The sequence below is a fragment of the Pseudomonas sp. C321 genome (genome assembly GCF_055407105.1).
The window spans coordinates 552,769-570,841 of the sequence record NZ_JBUZRB010000003.1 but is presented as its reverse complement, the minus strand read 5'-3'; the positions used below and the strand labels follow the sequence as shown (position 1 = coordinate 570,841).

Below are 18,073 nucleotides of genomic sequence, written 5' to 3'. Positions count from 1 at the left end.
CCATGCCTCGTCTCAAGCCCGACCCGTTGTCGGCCGATGCCTTTCGCGGGTTCTATGCAGACATCCTGCATTACCTGCGCAAACGCACGGACAACGCCAGCGACGCGGCAGACATGACCCAGGATGTCTTTACCCAATGGCTGGATTACCACGACCGGGCCAAGGTCCAGCAGCCACGGGCATTTCTGTTTCAGATGGCACGCAATCTGCTGCGTGATCATTGGCGTAAACAGAAGGTGCGGCACATCGTTCACAACGAACAGGCCGAACGGAACGCCGAGCCGGTCACTGACGAGCAAAACGACCCCATGGCCGCCGCCCAACGCACCCAGCGCCTGGAACAGTTGAAAGAAGTCCTCGCCGAACTCTCGCCCCGCAGGCGAGAAGCCCTTATGCTGCACCGCTTCGAAGGCTTGAGCCAGGCGCAGATCGCCGAGCGCATGGGCGTTTCCATCAGCATGGTGGAAAAGCACATCGCCTTTGCCCTGCTGCACTGCAAGCAGCGACTTCAACGAGAACACGGCAAGGAGCAGCCAGAATGACCCGTTTGAGCGACATCGATAGCCGTGAAATTGACGAGCACGACTCCATCGATGCCCAGGCCGCCGGCTGGTTTGCGCGCAACCGCAACGGCGGCAGCCACGCCGACCGCAAGGCATTTGCCAGTTGGCAGGCGGTACCGGCCCATGCCCGTGCCTACACCGAGTTCGAACAGTTATGGGCCGACCTTGCAGAGCTGCAACAGCTGAATAAACCCGTTGCCCTGCCCACCCCGAAACCCGCACCCTGGCGCCCGGCACTGGCCGTGGCGGCCGCGTTGGTCTGTGCCCTGCTGGCGAGCAATATCGGTGCACCGCGCGGGGTCTATCAGACAGAGGTCGCCGCCCAGGACAAAGGCATGCGTACGCTGAACTTGCCAGATGGCAGCACCTTGTACGTCAACGCCAGCACCCGGTTGCGGGTTGATTTCAACGCACACCAGCGCATCGTCTACCTCGACCAGGGCCAGTTGTACCTGGAGGTAGCCGCCGATAAAGAGCGACCACTGTTCGTGCGCGCCGGTGATGCCAATGTACGGGTGGTGGGCACCGGGTTCGATGTACGGCGCAGTAAGCAACAATTGGTGGTCAGCGTCGCCCACGGCCAGGTGGCCTTTGAACCTGACAGCAAGGCGACCGCCACTTTGCTGGGCGCACAGCAGCGCGCCATCTACAGCTATGCCAAGGGCACCCTGCAACAACAAATCCTGGCCGCCGGTGAGGTTGCCGACTGGCGCAGCGGGCACTTGTCCTTTCGCAACCGCGAACTGGCCAGCCTGATTGACGAGTTGGGGCTCTATCGACCAAAAGCCGTGTTGCTGGCCGATGGCGCGGTGGCGCAGTTGAAAGTCTCGGGCAATCTCGATGTGAATGACCCGGACGCACTGATCAATGCGCTGCCGGCGCTGTTGCCAGTAAAAACCGTGGCCCTGAGCGACGGGAAAATCAGGATCGAAGCGCGCAAGTAAGACCTCCCTTCACTACTTGAGAATATTTTTCATTCGCATGTGTGGATTTTTTTTCCTGCCGCGTCTTCCTCCGGTCTGCGTTTGATACGCATGCCTTTTTGGCTACTTAGCCGCTCTGGGGGATTTCATGTTTCGCGCGCCTTGCCATGCTCAACACCTGTTTCTTCGACCGACACTGATCGCCACCTGCCTGGCCTTCAGCCTCACGGCCCAGGCCGAGTCGTTCAAACTGCAATTGCCGGCCCAATCCCTGGCCACGTCCCTGAGCCAAGTGGCGCAACAGGCGAAAATCCAGCTGCTGTTTGATGAAGACCGGTTGAAAAACATCCAGGCGCCAGCCATCAACGGCGATTTCACCCCGGAAGTGGCGATCCGCTCCCTGCTGAAAAATAGCGAATTTATCCTGATCAAAGTGGGCAGCACCTATGTCGTGCGCCCCGAAGAAAGCAAGACCTCCAGCAGCAGCATCGTGCAACTGGACGCCTTGAGCGTGATCGGCACCGGCAATCAAGTCGACTCCAGCACAGTAGGCCGTTCCACCCTGACCCAGGCCGATATCGACCGTTACCAGCCCAACAACATTCCCAGCCTGTTGCAGACGCTGCCGGGTGTAAGCATGGGCGGCTCGATGAAGCCGGGCGGCCAGACCATCAATATTCGTGGCATGGGCGAAGCCGAAGACGTACCGATGACCGTCGATGGCGCAACCAAAAGTGGTTTCGAGCGCTATCAACAGGGCACGGTGTTTATCGAGCCTGAGCTGATCAAAAACATCGAGGTGGAAAAAGGCCCGCACTCGGCCTTCACCGGTAACGGCGGGTTTGGCGGTACAGTCAACATGATCACCAAGGATGCCCCCGACCTGCTCAAGGACGGTCGCAACAGCGGCGCCATGCTCAAGTACGGTTACTCCAGCAACGACCACGAACAGGTCTACAGCGGCGCCGTTTATGGCCGCACCGACGACGGCCGCTTCGATGCCCTGGCCTACCTGACCAAGCGCGACGGCGACGATATGAAGCTGGCAGATAGCCGTCCCGATCCCAGCAATCGGTTTCCGATCAACCCCAAGCGCCTGCCGAACAGCGCCCAGGATGTCGACGGCAAACTATTCAAGCTGAACATGCACCTCACTGACGAGCACAGCGTCGGCATGTCCTATTCCCGTGCCAACAGTCAGCGCTGGACGCCGTTCTCTGCCAAGAGTTATCCGGACCCGCCGAGCCAGGCCAGCATCGACCGCTATGGCTACAAGGGCGCGCTGAAACGCTTTTTGGCCAGCCGCGATACCGTCGACACCACGTGGTCCGGCAAGTACGAATACCAGCCCCTGGACAACCCGCTGGTGGACATGAAGCTCAGCTACTCGGAGTCCAAAACCGACCAGACCGACGAACGCGACGCCACGGCCTTCTTCGGCCTCTCCACCGGTGGGCGCAAGATGGATACCTCCTACAAGGACAAGATCCTCGAACTGCGCAACATCAGCCTGTTTGCCACCGGGCCGCTGGAGCATGCGCTGACTACCGGCGTACAGATCCGCAAGCACATCCGCGAAACCGAAAGCTGGATGCCAGGCGCAACCTACGACACCCCCAAATTCAACTACGGGCATTTCCAGCCGGCCTTCATGCCCCACGGCAAGGTCGACACCAATGCGTTCTACATCCAGGACGCGGTCACCCTGGGCGACGTGACCATCACCCCGTCGCTGCGCTATGACCATGTGCGCAATCGCGGCGAAGAAAACGATGCGCCGTATTACAGCAGCACCGATCCGTCCTTCGGCCACGACTACAGCGACCGCACCTACACCGGCTGGTCGCCGCGCCTGGCGGCGTTCTGGAAAGTCACGCCGGATGTGGCGTTGTTCGCCAACTGGAGCCGCACCTGGCGCGCGCCAGTGATCGACGAACAGTACGAAGTTCAGGGCCTGGGCAACCGCACCGCCACCAGCGTCGACCTCGACCCGGAACGCATTACTGCCATCACCGTAGGCAACATCACCGACTTCGCCAACGTCATCGCCAAAGGCGACAACCTGCAACTGCGCACCACGCTGTTCCATAACAAGATCGAAGACGAGATTTTCAAGGCCACCGGCGTGGGCTGTGAGAATCAGACAATTGTCGGTGGGACAATTTCCGAGTCGTGCAAGGGCATGCCGGCCATGTCCAACTACCGCAACGTCGGCAGCATGACCATCAAGGGCTTCGAGGTCGAAAGCTACTACGACTCAACCTACCTGTTCGGCTCTCTGACCTACTCGTGGACCACCGGCAAACGGGAAAACCCTTACACCAACCCATGGGGCACCCATGTCTGGGCCCGTGATATTCCACCGGCCAAATGGGTCGCCGTGGTGGGCACCAAAATCCCGAGCTGGGACGCGAAAGTGGGCTGGCAAGGGCAGTTCGTGCGCAAGACCGACCGCCTGCCGAGTGACAAATACTCAGAAGGCATCGGTAGTTCCCTCGGTGACAGGTTCTATGACCAATACGCCAACGACAGCTACGATACCCAGGGCCTGTTCGCCAACTGGAAACCGCAACAGGCGTATCTCAAAGGCACCGAGGTCAACTTCACCGTCGACAACCTGTTCAACCGCAGCTACCTGCCGGCGTTGAGCGGTGACAGTGCCTACAGCGTAGGACGCAATGCCAAGATCAGCGTGACGCGGTTTTTCTGAATTACAGGACCGAGTCAACAGCCATATCAGTTGATGAGTGGAACGAGGCTACGTCGGGCACACCACCGCCATCAGATCAGCCCCCAGCACCGAGGAACAGAGTATCTACGGGCCAGCATGAAGACCGGCCCGTTGCCCAACTAAATCTTCAGTGCTTCGGGTTTGGTACTCACCAGACTCAACCCCGGTATCTGGGCGCGCTGCTTGCTCAAATAGCGGGTACAACTCACCCGCAGAAACGAAGCAAAATTCACCACCTCCCCGCGGTAATCCATCACTTCTTCATACAGCTTGGTAATCAACTGATTGGTGGTCATGCCATCCACCGCGGCGATTTCGCCGAGGATGTCCCAGAACTGGTTTTCCAGGCGCAGGGTGGTCACTACCCCGCAGATGCGCAGGGAGCGCGAGCGGGATTCGTAGAGAATCGGGTCGGCCTTGACGTACAGCTCGCACATGGCGATGACCTCCGGTTTACAAGGTGATTTTCGTGCCCAGCAGGCCGAGGAAACCCGCCAGCCAGCTCGGATGCGCTGGCCAGGCCGGGGCCGTGACCAGATTGCCCTGGACATGACTGTCGGTCACCGGGATATCGATGAACGTAGCGCCCGCCAGTCGCACTTCCGGCGCGCACGCCGGGTAGGCGCTGCATTCGCGGCCTTCAAGAATACCCGCCGCCGCCAGCAACTGCGCACCGTGGCACACGGCGGCAATGGGCTTGCCTGCCTGGTCGAAAGCCTTCACCAGTTGCAGGACTTTTTCATTCAGGCGCAGGTATTCAGGAGCGCGACCACCGGGCACCAGAAGCGCGTCGTAGTCGGCGGCGTCAACGTTGGCAAAGTCGGCATTCAAGGCAAACAGGTGGCCGGGTTTTTCGCTGTAGGTCTGGTCGCCTTCAAAATCATGGATCGCTGTGCGCACCGTCTGGCCGGCGCGCTTGTCCGGGCAGACGGCGTGGACAGTGTGACCGACCATCAGCAGCGCCTGGAACGGCACCATCACTTCATAGTCTTCGACGTAATCGCCGACCAGCATCAGGATTTTTTTCGCGGCCATGGGGGCATTCCTCCGGTAGAACGGTTGGGCAGACAGAAGTAGCCAAGATAGACCCCGGTGTTTGAGCCGGGTAATGACCCGCTACTACATCGCCCTTTGCATGAGCCAGCCCGCGCCTACAAAGGGGCGTGTTCAGTTCAAGTAACCATCCGCCCGCAGCAGGGTTTCCAGGCAGTGCTCAGTGATGTGGTAGAACGCCTTCAGCTCCTGAATTTTCACCAGCAACTGGGCATTGTCCACCGGCTCCGAGCGTTTGACGGCAAGGATCATCTTGTTCTTGTTGGTGTGTTCCAGGGAGATAAACTCGAAAACCTTGGTCTCGTAGCCGCAGGCTTCCAGGAACAGCGCCCGCAGGCTGTCGGTGACCATTTCCGCCTGCTGGCCCAGGTGCAGGCCGTATTGCAGCATTGGCTTGAGCAACACTGGGCTCTGGATTTGCAAGCGTATCTGCTTATGGCAGCACGGCGAGCACATGATGATCGACGCGCCGGAACGGATACCGGTATGGATCGCGTAGTCGGTGGCGATGTCACAGGCATGCAGGGCGATCATCACGTCCAATTCGCTGGGCGCCACAGTGCGTACGTCACCGCACTTGAATACCAGCCCCGTGTGCTCCAGGCGGGCTGCGGCGTTATTACACAGCGTCACCATGTCTTCGCGCAGCTCGACGCCGGTCACCTGGCCGTCGGCCTTGAGGGTGTTACGCAGATAGTCGTGAATGGCGAAGGTCAGGTAGCCCTTGCCCGAACCGAAATCTGCGACCCGCACTGGCTGATCCAGCTGCAACGGTGACGTGGTCAGCGCATGGCTGAACACCTCGATGAACTTGTTGATCTGCTTCCACTTGCGCGACATCGCCGGGATCAGCTCGTGTTTGGCGTTGGTCACGCCCAGGTCGGCGAGGAACGGCCGGCTCAGGTCGAGGAAGCGGTTTTTCTCGCGGTTGTGCTCGGCGGACGGTGCTTCGCGCAGCTGTTGCGGCTTACTTTTGAACAGCGAGCTTTTGTTCTTCTTGCTGTATTCCAGCTGGGCTTCGTCGGTGACCGACAGCAGGTGCGCGTTCTTGAACGAGGCCGGCAACAGCTCGGCAATCGTCGCTACGCCCTCTTCAAGGGAGAAGTTCTTGGTGATGTCGCGGGTCTTGTAGCGGTAGACGAAGGACAGGCAAGGCTGATCCTTGACCGTCAGTTGCTTGATGATCAGCCGTTGCAGCTCGGCTTCTTCACCGACGTACTTGGCCAGCACCAGCTTGATAAAGGCGTTTTGCTCAAGGCTCGCGGTCAGCAGTTCAAGGAACTGCGCGTGATGATCCGGCGCGGGGCTGGCAGGTTTAGCGGTGACAGACATGAACAAAAACGCCTCGGGCTGGGAATGCCGGGCATTTTAGGGGGGATGGGGCTTTAGGGCACGGGGTTATTTGACCAATGGTCGGTGACACACCGCCGATGATCGTTCCCACAAAGTGGGAACGATCAGTTGCTACTCCAACACCACCAACCGATTGGGCAACTCATTACGCGTCTGCGTCACTGGCACATGCACCTTGAGCAATTCCCCGCAGGCTTCAATACAGGCGATAAACCCGGCCAAGGTCTGGCCTTGTTTCACTTGTTGGGTAAAGGCACTGACGATGGCGTCCCAACTGCTGTTATCCAGGCGTTTGGAAATACCTTCGTCCACCAGGATCTCCACATAACGCTCGGCCTCGCTGACAAAGATCAGCACGCCAGTGCGGCCCAGGGTGTGGTGCAGGTTCTGCTCCAGGAACTGCCGTCGCGCCAGGTTCGACGCCCGCCAATGACGCACCGAGCGAGGGATCAGCCGGGTGGTGATCTTCGGCAAGCGAAAGATCAGGCACAGCACGATGAACGTCGCCCATTGCGCCAGCAGCAAGGTGTGCATGGTCAGCCAGCCGGACAGGTAATGCACGATACCCGGCACCACCAACGCCACCAGGCTGGCCCACAACAGCGGGATATAGGCATAGTCGTCGGCGCGGGCCGCCAGTACGGTCACCAGCTCCGCGTCGGTCTGTTGCTCGACCCTGGCAATCGCTTCGGCGACCTGGCGTTGCTCGTGTTCACTCAGTAATGCCATGGTTGTAGATGCTCTTTAGTTATTGTCATTACCAGCCGCCCGAGGCCCCGCCACCGCCGAAACCACCGCCGCCGCCTCGGAACCCTCCGCCGCCGCCACCGCCGCCACGTCCACTGCTGCTAAGGATCGCCAGCAGGATCGCGCCTACCGGCAGCCCCATGCGATTGCACAGCCACAACACCACCAGCAGCATAATGAACAAGCCGATGGAGAACACCGGATTGTCCTTGGCAAAGTTGGCGTCCGCCACATGGGCCGGCACAGCCAGCGGGTCGCCGCCCACCACCTGCAGCATTGCCGCGACACCGTCACTGATGCCCTTGCTGAAGTTGCCGGTCTTGAACGCCGGAGCAATCACCTGATTGATGATTACCCAGGACTGCGCATCGGTGAGCACGCCTTCCAGGCCGTAGCCGACTTCGATGCGCAACTGGCGCTCATCCCGGGCAACGATCAACAGCGCGCCGTTGTCCTTGCCCTTCTGGCCAATGCCCCAGTGGCGGCCCAATTGATAACCGTAGTCTTCAATAGGCACGCCTTGCAGATCGGGCACCGTGACGACCACGATCTGGTCGCCGCTGGTTTGCTCCAGCGCCTGCAATTGCTGGGTCAGTTGCTCGCGCACCGCCGGGTCGATCATCTGGGCGCTGTCCACCACCCGCCCGGTCAGCGCCGGAAACGTCAGCGCCGCCTGGGCGGTGGTCACACATGCCAGGAGCCACAGCGCCAGGCCTATCCTTAGTACACGCATCTACACCTCATTGAAGCCTGATCAGAACTTCACTTGCGGCGCTTTATCGGCATCGGCACTGGTAGCTTCGAAGTTCGCGCGAATCGGCAAGTCGCTGTACATAACGCTGTGCCACAGGCGACCGGGGAAGGTACGGATCTCGGTGTTGTAGGCCTGCACAGCAGCAATAAAGTCGCGACGGGCCACGCTGATACGGTTTTCCGTGCCTTCAAGCTGCGATTGCAGGGCCAGGAAGTTCTGGTTGGCCTTCAGGTCCGGATAACGCTCGGACACCACCATCAAACGGCTGAGGGCGCCGCTCAAACCATCCTGGGCTTGCTGGAACTGCTTGAGTTTTTCCGGGTTGTCGAGGGTGCTGGCATCGACCTGGATCGAGGTGGCCTTGGCACGCGCTTCAATCACGGCAGTGAGGGTGTCCTGCTCATGGGCGGCGTAGCCCTTGACCACTGCCACCAGGTTGGGGATCAGGTCAGCGCGCCGTTGATACTGGTTCTGCACCTGGGCCCAGGCAGCCTTGGCCTGTTCGTCAAGAGTGGGAATCTTGTTGATGCCGCAACCGCTCAGCACCGTGCTGATCAGTAGCAATACCGCGGCTTTCCAGCCCCATCGAAAACCTTGTGCTGCTTGCATGGTGTTTCTCCTGCCGACCCTATGGAATTTGACGACTAACCCTTTCATCACGCGCTTGGGGCATAATCCGCCACCACTGGATTGCATCGAGCCAATCAGCTAAAAGATGCCCAGCGCGTATAAGAGTTCAGAAGTGTGCTGCATTTATCTGAACAACACCCGAACAACAATAGACGCTCCCCACATTTTGGCCGAGCAGCGCTCCCAGTCAGCTCTGCACAGCGAGTCAAAAAAAGGATATCCATGAAGAAGCTGTGTTTGCTCGGCCTTGTTGCCACTCTAGCCAGTCACCCCGTATTTGCCGAGACAAAGCCCGCTGCGCTCAAGGACAAGGACGCCTTCGTCAGCGACCTGATGAAACAGATGACCCTCGATGAAAAGATCGGCCAGTTGCGCCTGATCAGCATCGGCCCGGAAATGCCTCGGGAAATGATTCGCAAGGAAATCGCCGCGGGCAACATCGGTGGCACTTTCAATTCGATCACCCGTCCGGAAAACCGTCCGATGCAGGACGCAGCCATGCGCAGCCGCTTGAAGATCCCGATGTTCTTCGCCTATGACGTGATCCACGGCCACCGGACCATTTTCCCCATCAGCCTGGCCCTCGCTTCCAGCTGGGACATGGACGCTATTGGCCGCTCCGGGCGCGTTGCTGCCCAGGAAGCCGCCGCCGACAGCCTCGACATCACCTTCGCGCCGATGGTCGACATCTCCCGCGACCCGCGCTGGGGCCGCACTTCCGAAGGTTTTGGCGAAGACACCTACCTGGTGTCGCGCATTGCCGAGGTGATGGTCAAGGCCTTCCAGGGCACCAGTGCCGCCAAGGCCGACAGCATCATGGCCAGCGTCAAGCACTTCGCCCTGTACGGCGCGGTGGAAGGCGGTCGCGACTACAACGTGGTCGACATGAGCCCGGTGAAGATGTACCAGGATTACCTGCCGCCCTACCACGCAGCGATCAAGGCCGGTGCCGGCAGCGTGATGGTGGCCCTGAACTCCATCAACGGCGTGCCCGCCACCGCCAACACCTGGTTGATGAACGACCTGCTGCGCAAGGAGTGGGGCTTCAAGGGCCTGGCCGTGAGCGATCACGGCGCCATCTTCGAACTGATCAAGCACGGCGTGGCGAAAGACGGTCGCGAAGCGGCCAAACTGGCGATCAAGGCTGGTATCCACATGAGCATGAACGACCAGCTCTACGGCAAGGAATTGCCCGTTTTGCTGAAGTCCGGCGAGATCGAACAAAGCGACATCGACAACGCTGTGCGCGAAGTGCTCGGCGCCAAGTACGACATGGGCCTGTTCGCCGACCCGTACCTGCGTATCGGCAAGGCCGAGGATGACCCGGTCGACACCTACGCTGAAAGCCGTCTGCACCGCGCCGAAGCCCGTGACGTAGCCCGCCGCAGCCTGGTGTTGCTGAAAAATCAGAACGACACCCTGCCGCTGAAAAAATCCGCCACCATCGCCCTAGTGGGCCCGCTGGCCAAGGCGCCGATCGACATGATGGGCAGTTGGGCCGCCGCCGGCAAACCCGCGCAATCGGTGACACTGCTGGACGGCATGAACGCCGTCATCGGCGAAAAAGGCAAGGTGATCTACGCCCGAGGCGCCAACATCACTGCTGACAAAGCGGTGGTCGACTACCTGAACTTCCTCAACTTCGACGCCCCGGAAGTGGTGGACGACCCGCGCTCGGCGCAGGTGATGATCGACGAAGCGGTCAAGGCCGCCAAGCAGGCTGACGTTGTCGTTGCGGCCGTGGGCGAGTCCCGTGGCATGTCCCACGAATCGTCCAGCCGCACCGACCTGAACATCCCGCAAAGCCAGCGGGACCTGATCAAGGCCTTGAAAGCCACCGGCAAACCGCTGGTATTGGTGCTGATGAATGGCCGTCCGCTGTCGATTCTCGAAGAGAACCAACAGGCTGACGCGATCCTGGAAACCTGGTTCGCCGGTACCGAAGGCGGTAACGCCATTGCCGACGTGCTGTTCGGCGACTACAACCCGTCGGGCAAGCTGCCAATCACCTTCCCGCGCTCGGTAGGGCAGATTCCCACCTACTACAACCACCTGAGCATTGGTCGGCCGTTTACGCCGGGCAAACCGGGCAACTACACCTCGCAGTACTTCGATGACACCACCGGGCCGCTGTTCCCGTTCGGTTATGGCCTGAGCTACACCAACTTCAGCCTGTCGGACATGGCGCTGTCGTCCACCACCCTGAACAAGACCGGCAAGCTCGACGCCAGCGTGACGGTGCAAAACACCGGCAAGGTGGATGGCGAAACCGTGGTGCAGTTGTATATCCGGGATGTGGCCGGCTCGATGATTCGCCCGATCAAGGAGTTGAAGAACTTCCAGAAGATCATGCTCAAGGCTGGGGAAGAACGCGTTGTGCACTTCACCATCACCGAGGAAGACTTGAAGTTCTACAACACCCAGCTGAAATTCGCCGCAGAACCGGGCGAGTTCAATGTGCAGATCGGGCTGGACTCGCAGGATGTGAAGCAACAGAGCTTTGAATTGCTCTAACAGAGAAAAAGTGATGTGTTCCCTTGTGGCGGGCGGGCTTGCCCGCTCGCCACAAGGGAGCACATCACTACAACAGTTTCTTAGCCTCTTCGATCCAGCAAATTGACCACCAACCGGTCAATCCAACCCCACACCCGCTGCTTGACCCGTCGCCATAACGGCCGCGCCTTCCATGCCTCCAGGCTCACCGCCTGGCTCTGGGCAAAGTCGCGCTCGAAACTGCCCGCCACCGCCAGCGTCAACGCAGGGTCCAGCGCTTCCAGGTTGGCTTCCAGGTTGAAGCGCAGGTTCCAGTGATCAAAGTTACACGAGCCGATACTCACCCAGTCATCCACCAGCACCATCTTCAGGTGTAGGAAGCACGGCTGGTATTCGAAGATCTTCACCCCAGACCTGAGCAGACGCGGGTAGTAACGGTGCCCGGCGTAGCGCACCGACGGGTGATCGGTACGCGGCCCGGTGAGCAGTAAACGCACATCGACACCACGCCCCGCCGCTCGGCGCAGGGAACGACGCACGCTCCAGGTGGGCAGGAAGTACGGCGTGGCCAGCCAGATGCGCTGCTGGCCGCTGTTCAGCGCGCGGATTAACGATTGCAGGATATCGCGATGTTGACGGGCGTCAGCGTAAGCCACCCGGCCCAGACCATCCCCGGTGGCCGGCACCTTGGGCAAACGCGGCAGGCCAAAGTTGGTCGCAGGCTTCCAGGCGGTGCGGTCATCGTTGGCCAGCCATTGCCGGTCGAACAACGCCTGCCAGTCCAGCACCAGGGGGCCGGTGATTTGCACCATCACCTCGTGCCAGTCGCAGGTATCTTGCCCCGGCGTCCAAAATTCGTCGGTCACACCCGTACCGCCAACGACGGCGATGGTCTGGTCGATCAACAGCAATTTGCGGTGATCGCGGTAGAAGTTGCGCACCCAACGGCGCCAACTCAGGCGATTGTAGAAACGCAGCTCTACACCGGCATCGATCAAGCGCCGACGCAGGCTAAGGGTAAACGCCAGGCTGCCGTAATCATCGAACAGGCAACGCACTCGTACGCCGCGTTCTGCTGCCTGGACCAGTGCCTGGACCATGGCCTCGGCGCAAGCTCCCGCCTCCACCAGGTACAGCTCCAGCTCCACCTGTTGTTCGGCGCGGGCAATACCCACCAGCATCTGCGGGAAAAAATTGGGGCCGTCGATCAACAACTCGAAACGGTTGGCGCTGCGCCAGGGGAACACCGCGCCGCTCATGTCAGCGCGCCGTGAAAATCAGCACCGCACCCACCGGCACCGACAGGCTGATCGCTTCCAGGCCAGCCGCTTTACGCAAGGCGGCTACCCCTGGCAGCAGGTCGAAATCTTCGGCGTGGAGCACCAGCGGTTCCAGGGTCACCACCTGGAAACGCCGGTCATCGAGGCGGGTCGCCAGCAGTTCGCTGTCGTAGGTCTGGGTCTTGCCGTGCAACGTCACCGACAGTGGCAGGCGCAGTTCCAGTTGCGCGCCGGCGGCCAGGTCGTTGATCGGTTGCAGATTGATCTGGGCGCTGATCAGCGCGTCGGGAAAGGTCTTGATCTCGAACAACTCATTGCGCATGCGCTCGTCACGCAGGGGAATGCCGCTGTTGACCGACTCCAACTCAACCTCAAGCTGCGCCGCGCCGTTGCTGTCGACCTTGCCGTGCAGCACCAGGAAGCGGTGGACTTCAGCAATGTTGGTATTCTTGGTGGTGACAAACGACAGACGTGAGGATTCGTTGTCCAGGTACCAGTCGGCGTGGGCAGGCACAGCGGCACCGGCCAGCAGCAAGAAGGCGAAGGGTTTGAACAGGGCCGTGTTGGACATAAAGACTCGTGGGGCGAAAAACCTGAGCGAACAGTAGCAAAGACCCCGTGTAGGAGCGAGCTTGCTCCTACAGACAGAGCGCCTGCTGCACATTCCGAACCGTCGATGCCAGGCTGGCCAGGTGCAAACTCAACACCCGCTCCACCGGCGCCTGGTGCATCGGCCAGTGCAGCGCCATGCTGCCCACCAGCCGGCCATCGGCGCGCACCGGCAAGGCCACGGCGCGAATCAGGAACGGCAGGCGCACCGGGTATTCCCAATGACCTTCGGTGCGCTGGCCAAAGCCCTGATGCTGGGATTGCTCGCAAGCGCGGTACTGCTCATCCGCCGCCACCTGATCACGGCCAGCCAGGCGCTGCACTTCATCGTGTGACAGTTGCGCCAGACACGCCTTGCCCATCGCCGAGTGAAACAGGCTGGCATGCTGGCCAACGATCTGGCAGTTGTTCGGATAGAGCTTGCGCAACACCGTGGGGATCGCGCTTTCCATCACCTCCAGGCGCTCGCCATCGAAGCTAGACAAGTCCACCACCAGCCCGGTGCGCTCGCTGAGATCCAGCAGCCAGGGCGCCGCGCTTTCCACCAGGTGGCGCTTGAAGCGTTGCTGGGTATCACCAAACAAACGCTGGGCACTCAAGCGATAACGCCGGTCGCTCAAGCCACGGAAAATCCAGCCCTGTTCCTGCAAGGTCAGCAACATCCGCGACACCGTGGCCTTGGGCAGGTGGGTCAGGTAATGCAACTCTTCCAGCCCCAGCGCCTGATGCTCGCCAAGCAATTCGATGATTGCCAGCGCCCGCTCCACTGAACGCACGGTGCCCGTGTCGGCGTTGCTGCCCATAGGTCGATCTCCTTTAGCCTGCGGATGATCTTTTTTCACAGCAAGATACAGGCCCACTGCGACTCAGCCGGTCGAGACCAGGCAGGCTGGAGGACGCCGTTGCACCCAATGCGTCAGCTGTTCATGGGCATAAGCCAGCTGCAATACCGCCCGATCTGCCTGGGCGGGGCCGATGATTTGCAGGCCCATGGGCAGGCCCCGGGGGTTGAACCCCACCGGCACGCTCATGCTCGGCAGACCGGCCAGGGTCGGGCCGATCACCACCTCCATCCAGCGGTGATAGGTGTCCATTTCACGCCCGCCAACGATGCGCGGCCAAGGTTGTTGTGCATCGAAAGGGAACACTTGGGCGGTGGGCAACAGCAGAAAGTCGTAACGGTCGAACAATTTGCCGAGGGCGCGGTACCAGTCGCTGCGATTGACCGACGCCTGGTACACCTGCGCCGCACTCAGGAGCAGGCCGCCCTCTACTTCCCATTGCGCTTCGGGCTTGAGCAAACGACGCTTTTGCGGATCAGCATAAGCGGCGCCCAGGCTGCCCTGCACCAGCCAGTGGCGATGCACCAGCCAGGTCTGCCACAACCGCTCCATCGCAAAATCCGGCTGGCAGTTTTCGACAGCACAACCCAGTGCAGTGAAATCGCCAAGGGACGACTCGCACAAATCCAGCACGCCGTCTTCCATCGGCAAATAGCCGTTGTAGTCCCCCAGCCAGCCCAGGCGCACACCCTTGAAGTCACGCTGCAAGGGTTGGCCAAATATTGCCGGATCATCCTTGAGGGACAGCGGCACCCGAGGGTCGTAGCCCGCCTGGGTGATCAACAACTGCGCCACGTCCGCCACGCTGCGGCCCATCGGGCCTTCAGTGGCCAGTTGCTGGACAAACAACTCTGGCGCCGGCCCATGGGGCACGCGGCCCTGGGATGGGCGCAAACCAAACACGTTATTGAACGCCGCCGGGTTGCGCAGCGATCCCATCATGTCGCTGCCATCGGCCACCGGCAGCATGCGCAGCGCCAGGGCGACTGCTGCCCCGCCGCTGCTGCCACCCGCCACAAGCGTCGGGTCGTAGGCGTTGCCAGTGGTGCCGAACAGCGTGTTGTAGGTCTGCGAACCCAGGCCGAATTCCGGAACATTGGTCTTGCCGATAATGATCGCGCCGCTGGCCCGCACCCGCGCCACGCTGATCGCATCTTCAGTGGGTACTTGGTCGGCAAACAGCGGCGAGCCGAGGGTGGTGCGCAAGCCCTTGGTGGCCGCCAGGTCCTTGATCGCCTGGGGCATGCCGTGCATCCAGCCACGGGATTGGCCCTTGTCCAGCTCCCGGTCACAGGCCTGCGCCTCGGCCAGCACACCCTCGTGGGAACGCAATGAAACCAGCGCATTGACCGCAGGATTGAAGCGTTCGATCTGCGCCAGGTACGCTTGCATCACTTCATGGCAGGACACTTGTCGGGCATGGATCGCCCGTGACAGTTGCACAGCATCCAGTTCAACAATCTCAGGACTCAAGGTTTGACCTCGCTGGATAATGGCACCGGTCTCGAAGCCCGTGGCGCCTCATGCATGCAGTAAGTGCCCAGCAGTGTCAGGACGCAAGCGAACAGCACATAAAACGCCGGTGCCACCGGAGTGCCCAGGACCTTGCTTAGCCAAGTCACGATCAGCGGCGCAAAGCCACCAAACACCATCACGGCCACGTTGTAGGCCACCGACACACCGGTGGAACGCACTTCAATAGGAAACTGCTCGGCCAGGGCCGTCGGCGCCGGGCCGAAAAAGCCGCCAATGGCCGTGCACAGCATCACCTGCATCACCAGCAACCGCTCGATGGACGGCGCCGCCGCGACCCATACATACAGCGGATAGACCATCACAAAAAACGCCAGGGTGAAGGCCATCAATACCGGTCGACGTCCGAGCCGATCCGAGAGCAGGCCGGACAGCGGAATGACCACGGTCATCAGCGCCACAGCGAACATCTGCACCATCAGCACCTGATCCAGCGGCAAGCCAAGGTTCTTGTGGGCAAACGTCGGCATGTTCACCAGTACCACGTAGAACGACACCGTCGCCCCGCACGCCAGGCCCATGGACACCAGAATGCTGCGCCGGTGATCGCGGATGACTTGCATCAGCGTCGGCGCCGGGCCTCGGGCCTGTTTGCGCGCCTCGATAAATTCTTCGGGGTCTTCCATGTGCCGGCGAATCCACAAGCCCACCGGACCAATCAGCAGACCAAAAATGAATGGCAAGCGCCAGCCCCACAGGTCGAGGGCTTCGGGAGAAAAGAAGTGGGTGACCAGCGCCACCATCGCCGCGCCGCCAAACACTGCCATGCACTGCCCCACCAACTGCCAGGAGCCATACAAACCCTTGCGATGGGCCGGTGCGCTTTCCACCAGGAACGCCGTGGCACTGGCATATTCGCCGCCCGTGGCAAAACCCTGGAGCATGCGCGCCACGACGATCAGCAGCGGCGCGCCCATGCCGATAGCGGCGTAGTTGGGCGCAAAGGCAATCAACGCGATGGACACCGTCATCAGGCGGATGATCAGTTGCATCGCCGCCTTGCGACCTTTGCGGTCCGAATACATGCCCAGCAGAACCCCACCCACCGGGCGCATGAAAAAGCCGACGCCGAAGGTGGCCAGGGCCATCAATAACGACGCGTATTCATCGCCAGAGGGGAAAAACTGCCGAGCGATGATGCTGGCCAGAAAGCCGTAGACGATGAAGTCGTACCATTCCAGAGCGTTGCCGATCACCGCCGCGACCACTTGCCGGGTACGGGACACACTTTTTATTGAAGTCTGCATGAGAACACTCCATTCAACCTGTTGGGGAAAGGTCCAGCGGCAGAAAAAAATGTTTCGTCAGGCAGGCTTGAGCCAGCTCTCGGCCAGCGCGCCCCAGTAGGCGGCGCCTGTCAGCAGGATGTCGTCGTTGAAGTCATAGGCTGGGTTGTGAACCATCGGCCGCGACACGCCGTTGCCGATAAACAGGTAACTGCCGGGGCAGCGTTGCAGCATCCAGGCAAAGTCTTCGCTGCCCATCAGTTTGGGGGTATTGGCGTCGACGGCGGCTTCGCCGAGCAAGGCGACGCCGACCTGGCGGGCGAATTCAGTTTCCGCGGGGTGGTTGACCAGCACCGGGTAGGCCGGGCGGTGTTCGATCTGTGCAGTACAGCCAAAACTGGCGGCCTGGGTCAGGATGATCGCCTTGACCCGCTCCAGCATTTGCTCGCGCACCGGCGCGTTAAGGGCCCGCAGGCTCAGGCGCAGCACCGCTTGCTGGGGAATCACGTTGGCTGCCTGGCCCGCTTGCAAGGCGCCAACCGTTACCACTGCGGCTTCCTGGGCATTGATATTGCGCGACACCACCGTCTGCAGGGCCATGACCATACTGGCCGCCGCCACCAGCGGGTCTACCGTCAGGTGCGGCATGGAGCCATGGCCGCCGACACCTTCGAGGGTCACGGTCAGCAGGTCCTGGGACGCCATCATCGGCCCGACCCGCAGGCCCAGATGGCCGGCGGGCAGGCCCGGCATATTGTGCATGCCGAACAGCGCATCGCAGGGAAAACGCTCCAGCAAACCGTCGGCGAGCATCGCTTCGGCGCCGCCCTGGCCTTCTTCGGCGGGCTGGAAAATCAGGTTCAGGGTGCCGTCGAACTGACGGGTCGCGGCCAGGTAACGAGCGGCGCCCAGCAGCATGGCGGTATGGCCGTCATGACCGCAGGCGTGCATGCAACCGCTGTGTTGGCTGCTGTAGGCGACGCCGGTATTTTCGATGATCGGCAGCGCATCCATGTCGGCGCGAATCCCCAGTTTTCGCGAACTGCTGCCGTTGCGCAGCACACCGACTACGCCGGTCTGGCCGATGCCAGTGTGGACATCAAAACCCCAGTCTCTAAGGGATTGCGCTACGAGGGCCGAGGTGCGGTTTTCTTCAAAGCCCAATTCGGGGTGCGCGTGGATGTCCTGGCGCACGGCGTGCAGGTCGCTGGCGACATCGCTCAGCCAATCCAGAATGTGCTGGTGTGGGCTCATGGTGATTCTCCTCGCAGGCGGGTGTTCCCGTTCTTTTTCGCGGCGCGCAGCAGCGCGTTCGTGGCACACCGTCAGATAACCG

16 protein-coding genes are annotated in these 18,073 nt (G+C 61.0%); 4 read left to right on the top strand and 12 right to left on the bottom strand.

Translation table 11 applies throughout. The features are described 5' to 3' along the window. Window positions 1-2: 2 nt before the first annotated feature. From ACZRJ6_RS12215 to ACZRJ6_RS12205, 3 genes are all read left to right on the top strand, one after another. Complete coding sequence (locus ACZRJ6_RS12215) at window positions 3-542, top strand: RNA polymerase sigma factor (protein ID WP_463968310.1); 540 nt, start codon at window positions 3-5, stop codon at window positions 540-542. After that, window positions 539-1,507 (top strand): FecR family protein, encoded by a 969-nt coding sequence (locus tag ACZRJ6_RS12210; protein ID WP_463968309.1) that lies wholly within the window; start codon window positions 539-541, stop codon window positions 1,505-1,507. The genes ACZRJ6_RS12215 and ACZRJ6_RS12210 overlap by 4 nt, the downstream gene beginning before the upstream one ends. A gap of 127 nt (window positions 1,508-1,634) precedes the next feature. Next, a complete protein-coding gene (locus tag ACZRJ6_RS12205; protein WP_463968308.1) occupies window positions 1,635-4,196 on the top strand; it encodes a TonB-dependent receptor in 2,562 nt (853 codons plus the stop codon). Window positions 4,197-4,336: 140 nt separating this feature from the next. On the opposite strand, the gene ACZRJ6_RS12200 is transcribed toward ACZRJ6_RS12205, so the two are convergent. The 6 genes from ACZRJ6_RS12200 to ACZRJ6_RS12175 all read right to left on the bottom strand — a co-directional run bounded on the left by ACZRJ6_RS12200 (window position 4,337) and on the right by ACZRJ6_RS12175 (window position 8,733). Beyond that, complete coding sequence (locus ACZRJ6_RS12200) at window positions 4,337-4,654, bottom strand: ribbon-helix-helix domain-containing protein (RefSeq protein WP_463968307.1); 318 nt, start codon at window positions 4,652-4,654, stop codon at window positions 4,337-4,339. Between the two features lie 16 nt (window positions 4,655-4,670). Then, a complete protein-coding gene (locus ACZRJ6_RS12195) occupies window positions 4,671-5,252 on the bottom strand; it encodes a DJ-1/PfpI family protein (RefSeq protein ID WP_149414287.1) in 582 nt (193 codons plus the stop codon). 132 nt (window positions 5,253-5,384) lie between these two features. Beyond that, window positions 5,385-6,602: a class I SAM-dependent methyltransferase gene (locus ACZRJ6_RS12190; RefSeq protein ID WP_463968306.1), complete on the bottom strand. Its 1,218-nt coding sequence runs from the start codon at window positions 6,600-6,602 to the stop codon at window positions 5,385-5,387. Window positions 6,603-6,734: 132 nt separating this feature from the next. Then, the gene (locus ACZRJ6_RS12185; RefSeq protein WP_463968305.1) at window positions 6,735-7,352 is read right to left on the bottom strand and encodes a TPM domain-containing protein; all 618 of its coding nucleotides are present in this window, start codon (window positions 7,350-7,352) and stop codon (window positions 6,735-6,737) included. A 28-nt stretch (window positions 7,353-7,380) separates the two neighbouring features. Further along, a complete protein-coding gene (locus ACZRJ6_RS12180) occupies window positions 7,381-8,103 on the bottom strand; it encodes a TPM domain-containing protein (RefSeq protein ID WP_463968304.1) in 723 nt (240 codons plus the stop codon). Window positions 8,104-8,124: 21 nt separating this feature from the next. Beyond that, a complete protein-coding gene (locus ACZRJ6_RS12175; RefSeq protein WP_463968303.1) occupies window positions 8,125-8,733 on the bottom strand; it encodes a LemA family protein in 609 nt (202 codons plus the stop codon). A 243-nt stretch (window positions 8,734-8,976) separates the two neighbouring features. On the opposite strand from ACZRJ6_RS12175, the gene bglX reads away from it, so the two are divergent. Further along, a complete protein-coding gene (gene bglX, locus ACZRJ6_RS12170) occupies window positions 8,977-11,268 on the top strand; it encodes a beta-glucosidase BglX (RefSeq protein WP_463968302.1) in 2,292 nt (763 codons plus the stop codon). An 80-nt stretch (window positions 11,269-11,348) separates the two neighbouring features. Here bglX and ACZRJ6_RS12165 read toward each other — a convergent pair whose 3' ends face one another. The 6 genes from ACZRJ6_RS12165 to ACZRJ6_RS12140 all read right to left on the bottom strand — a co-directional run bounded on the left by ACZRJ6_RS12165 (window position 11,349) and on the right by ACZRJ6_RS12140 (window position 17,991). After that, complete coding sequence (locus ACZRJ6_RS12165; RefSeq protein ID WP_463968301.1) at window positions 11,349-12,506, bottom strand: phospholipase D-like domain-containing protein; 1,158 nt, start codon at window positions 12,504-12,506, stop codon at window positions 11,349-11,351. Window position 12,507: 1 nt separating this feature from the next. Continuing rightward, window positions 12,508-13,098 carry a YceI family protein gene (locus ACZRJ6_RS12160; protein WP_463968300.1) on the bottom strand — a complete coding sequence of 197 codons (591 nt, stop codon included), beginning with the start codon at window positions 13,096-13,098 and terminating at the stop codon, window positions 12,508-12,510. 67 nt (window positions 13,099-13,165) lie between these two features. After that, complete coding sequence (locus tag ACZRJ6_RS12155; RefSeq protein WP_463968299.1) at window positions 13,166-13,939, bottom strand: IclR family transcriptional regulator; 774 nt, start codon at window positions 13,937-13,939, stop codon at window positions 13,166-13,168. Between the two features lie 63 nt (window positions 13,940-14,002). After that, complete coding sequence (locus ACZRJ6_RS12150) at window positions 14,003-15,451, bottom strand: amidase (protein WP_463968298.1); 1,449 nt, start codon at window positions 15,449-15,451, stop codon at window positions 14,003-14,005. Beyond that, complete coding sequence (locus ACZRJ6_RS12145) at window positions 15,448-16,758, bottom strand: citrate-proton symporter (RefSeq protein ID WP_463968297.1); 1,311 nt, start codon at window positions 16,756-16,758, stop codon at window positions 15,448-15,450. Before ACZRJ6_RS12145 ends, ACZRJ6_RS12150 begins: the two co-directional genes overlap by 4 nt. Before the next feature lie 57 nt (window positions 16,759-16,815). Continuing rightward, window positions 16,816-17,991, bottom strand: a complete 1,176-nt coding sequence (locus ACZRJ6_RS12140; RefSeq protein WP_463968296.1) for a M20 aminoacylase family protein — start codon at window positions 17,989-17,991, stop codon at window positions 16,816-16,818. Between the last annotated feature and the right edge of the window lie 82 nt (window positions 17,992-18,073).

What these genes read in the sequence shown, in the direction of transcription:
- ACZRJ6_RS12215 (WP_463968310.1), top strand. Translation starts at nt 3, where the DNA reads ATGCCTCGTCTCAAGCCCGACCCGTTGTCGGCCGATGCCTTTCGCGGG.
- ACZRJ6_RS12210 (WP_463968309.1), top strand. Translation starts at nt 539, where the DNA reads ATGACCCGTTTGAGCGACATCGATAGCCGTGAAATTGACGAGCACGAC.
- ACZRJ6_RS12205 (WP_463968308.1), top strand. Translation starts at nt 1,635, where the DNA reads ATGTTTCGCGCGCCTTGCCATGCTCAACACCTGTTTCTTCGACCGACA.
- ACZRJ6_RS12200 (WP_463968307.1), bottom strand. Translation starts at nt 4,654, where the DNA reads ATGTGCGAGCTGTACGTCAAGGCCGACCCGATTCTCTACGAATCCCGC.
- ACZRJ6_RS12195 (WP_149414287.1), bottom strand. Translation starts at nt 5,252, where the DNA reads ATGGCCGCGAAAAAAATCCTGATGCTGGTCGGCGATTACGTCGAAGAC.
- ACZRJ6_RS12190 (WP_463968306.1), bottom strand. Translation starts at nt 6,602, where the DNA reads ATGTCTGTCACCGCTAAACCTGCCAGCCCCGCGCCGGATCATCACGCG.
- ACZRJ6_RS12185 (WP_463968305.1), bottom strand. Translation starts at nt 7,352, where the DNA reads ATGGCATTACTGAGTGAACACGAGCAACGCCAGGTCGCCGAAGCGATT.
- ACZRJ6_RS12180 (WP_463968304.1), bottom strand. Translation starts at nt 8,103, where the DNA reads ATGCGTGTACTAAGGATAGGCCTGGCGCTGTGGCTCCTGGCATGTGTG.
- ACZRJ6_RS12175 (WP_463968303.1), bottom strand. Translation starts at nt 8,733, where the DNA reads ATGCAAGCAGCACAAGGTTTTCGATGGGGCTGGAAAGCCGCGGTATTG.
- bglX (WP_463968302.1), top strand. Translation starts at nt 8,977, where the DNA reads ATGAAGAAGCTGTGTTTGCTCGGCCTTGTTGCCACTCTAGCCAGTCAC.
- ACZRJ6_RS12165 (WP_463968301.1), bottom strand. Translation starts at nt 12,506, where the DNA reads ATGAGCGGCGCGGTGTTCCCCTGGCGCAGCGCCAACCGTTTCGAGTTG.
- ACZRJ6_RS12160 (WP_463968300.1), bottom strand. Translation starts at nt 13,098, where the DNA reads ATGTCCAACACGGCCCTGTTCAAACCCTTCGCCTTCTTGCTGCTGGCC.
- ACZRJ6_RS12155 (WP_463968299.1), bottom strand. Translation starts at nt 13,939, where the DNA reads ATGGGCAGCAACGCCGACACGGGCACCGTGCGTTCAGTGGAGCGGGCG.
- ACZRJ6_RS12145 (WP_463968297.1), bottom strand. Translation starts at nt 16,758, where the DNA reads ATGCAGACTTCAATAAAAAGTGTGTCCCGTACCCGGCAAGTGGTCGCG.
- ACZRJ6_RS12140 (WP_463968296.1), bottom strand. Translation starts at nt 17,991, where the DNA reads ATGAGCCCACACCAGCACATTCTGGATTGGCTGAGCGATGTCGCCAGC.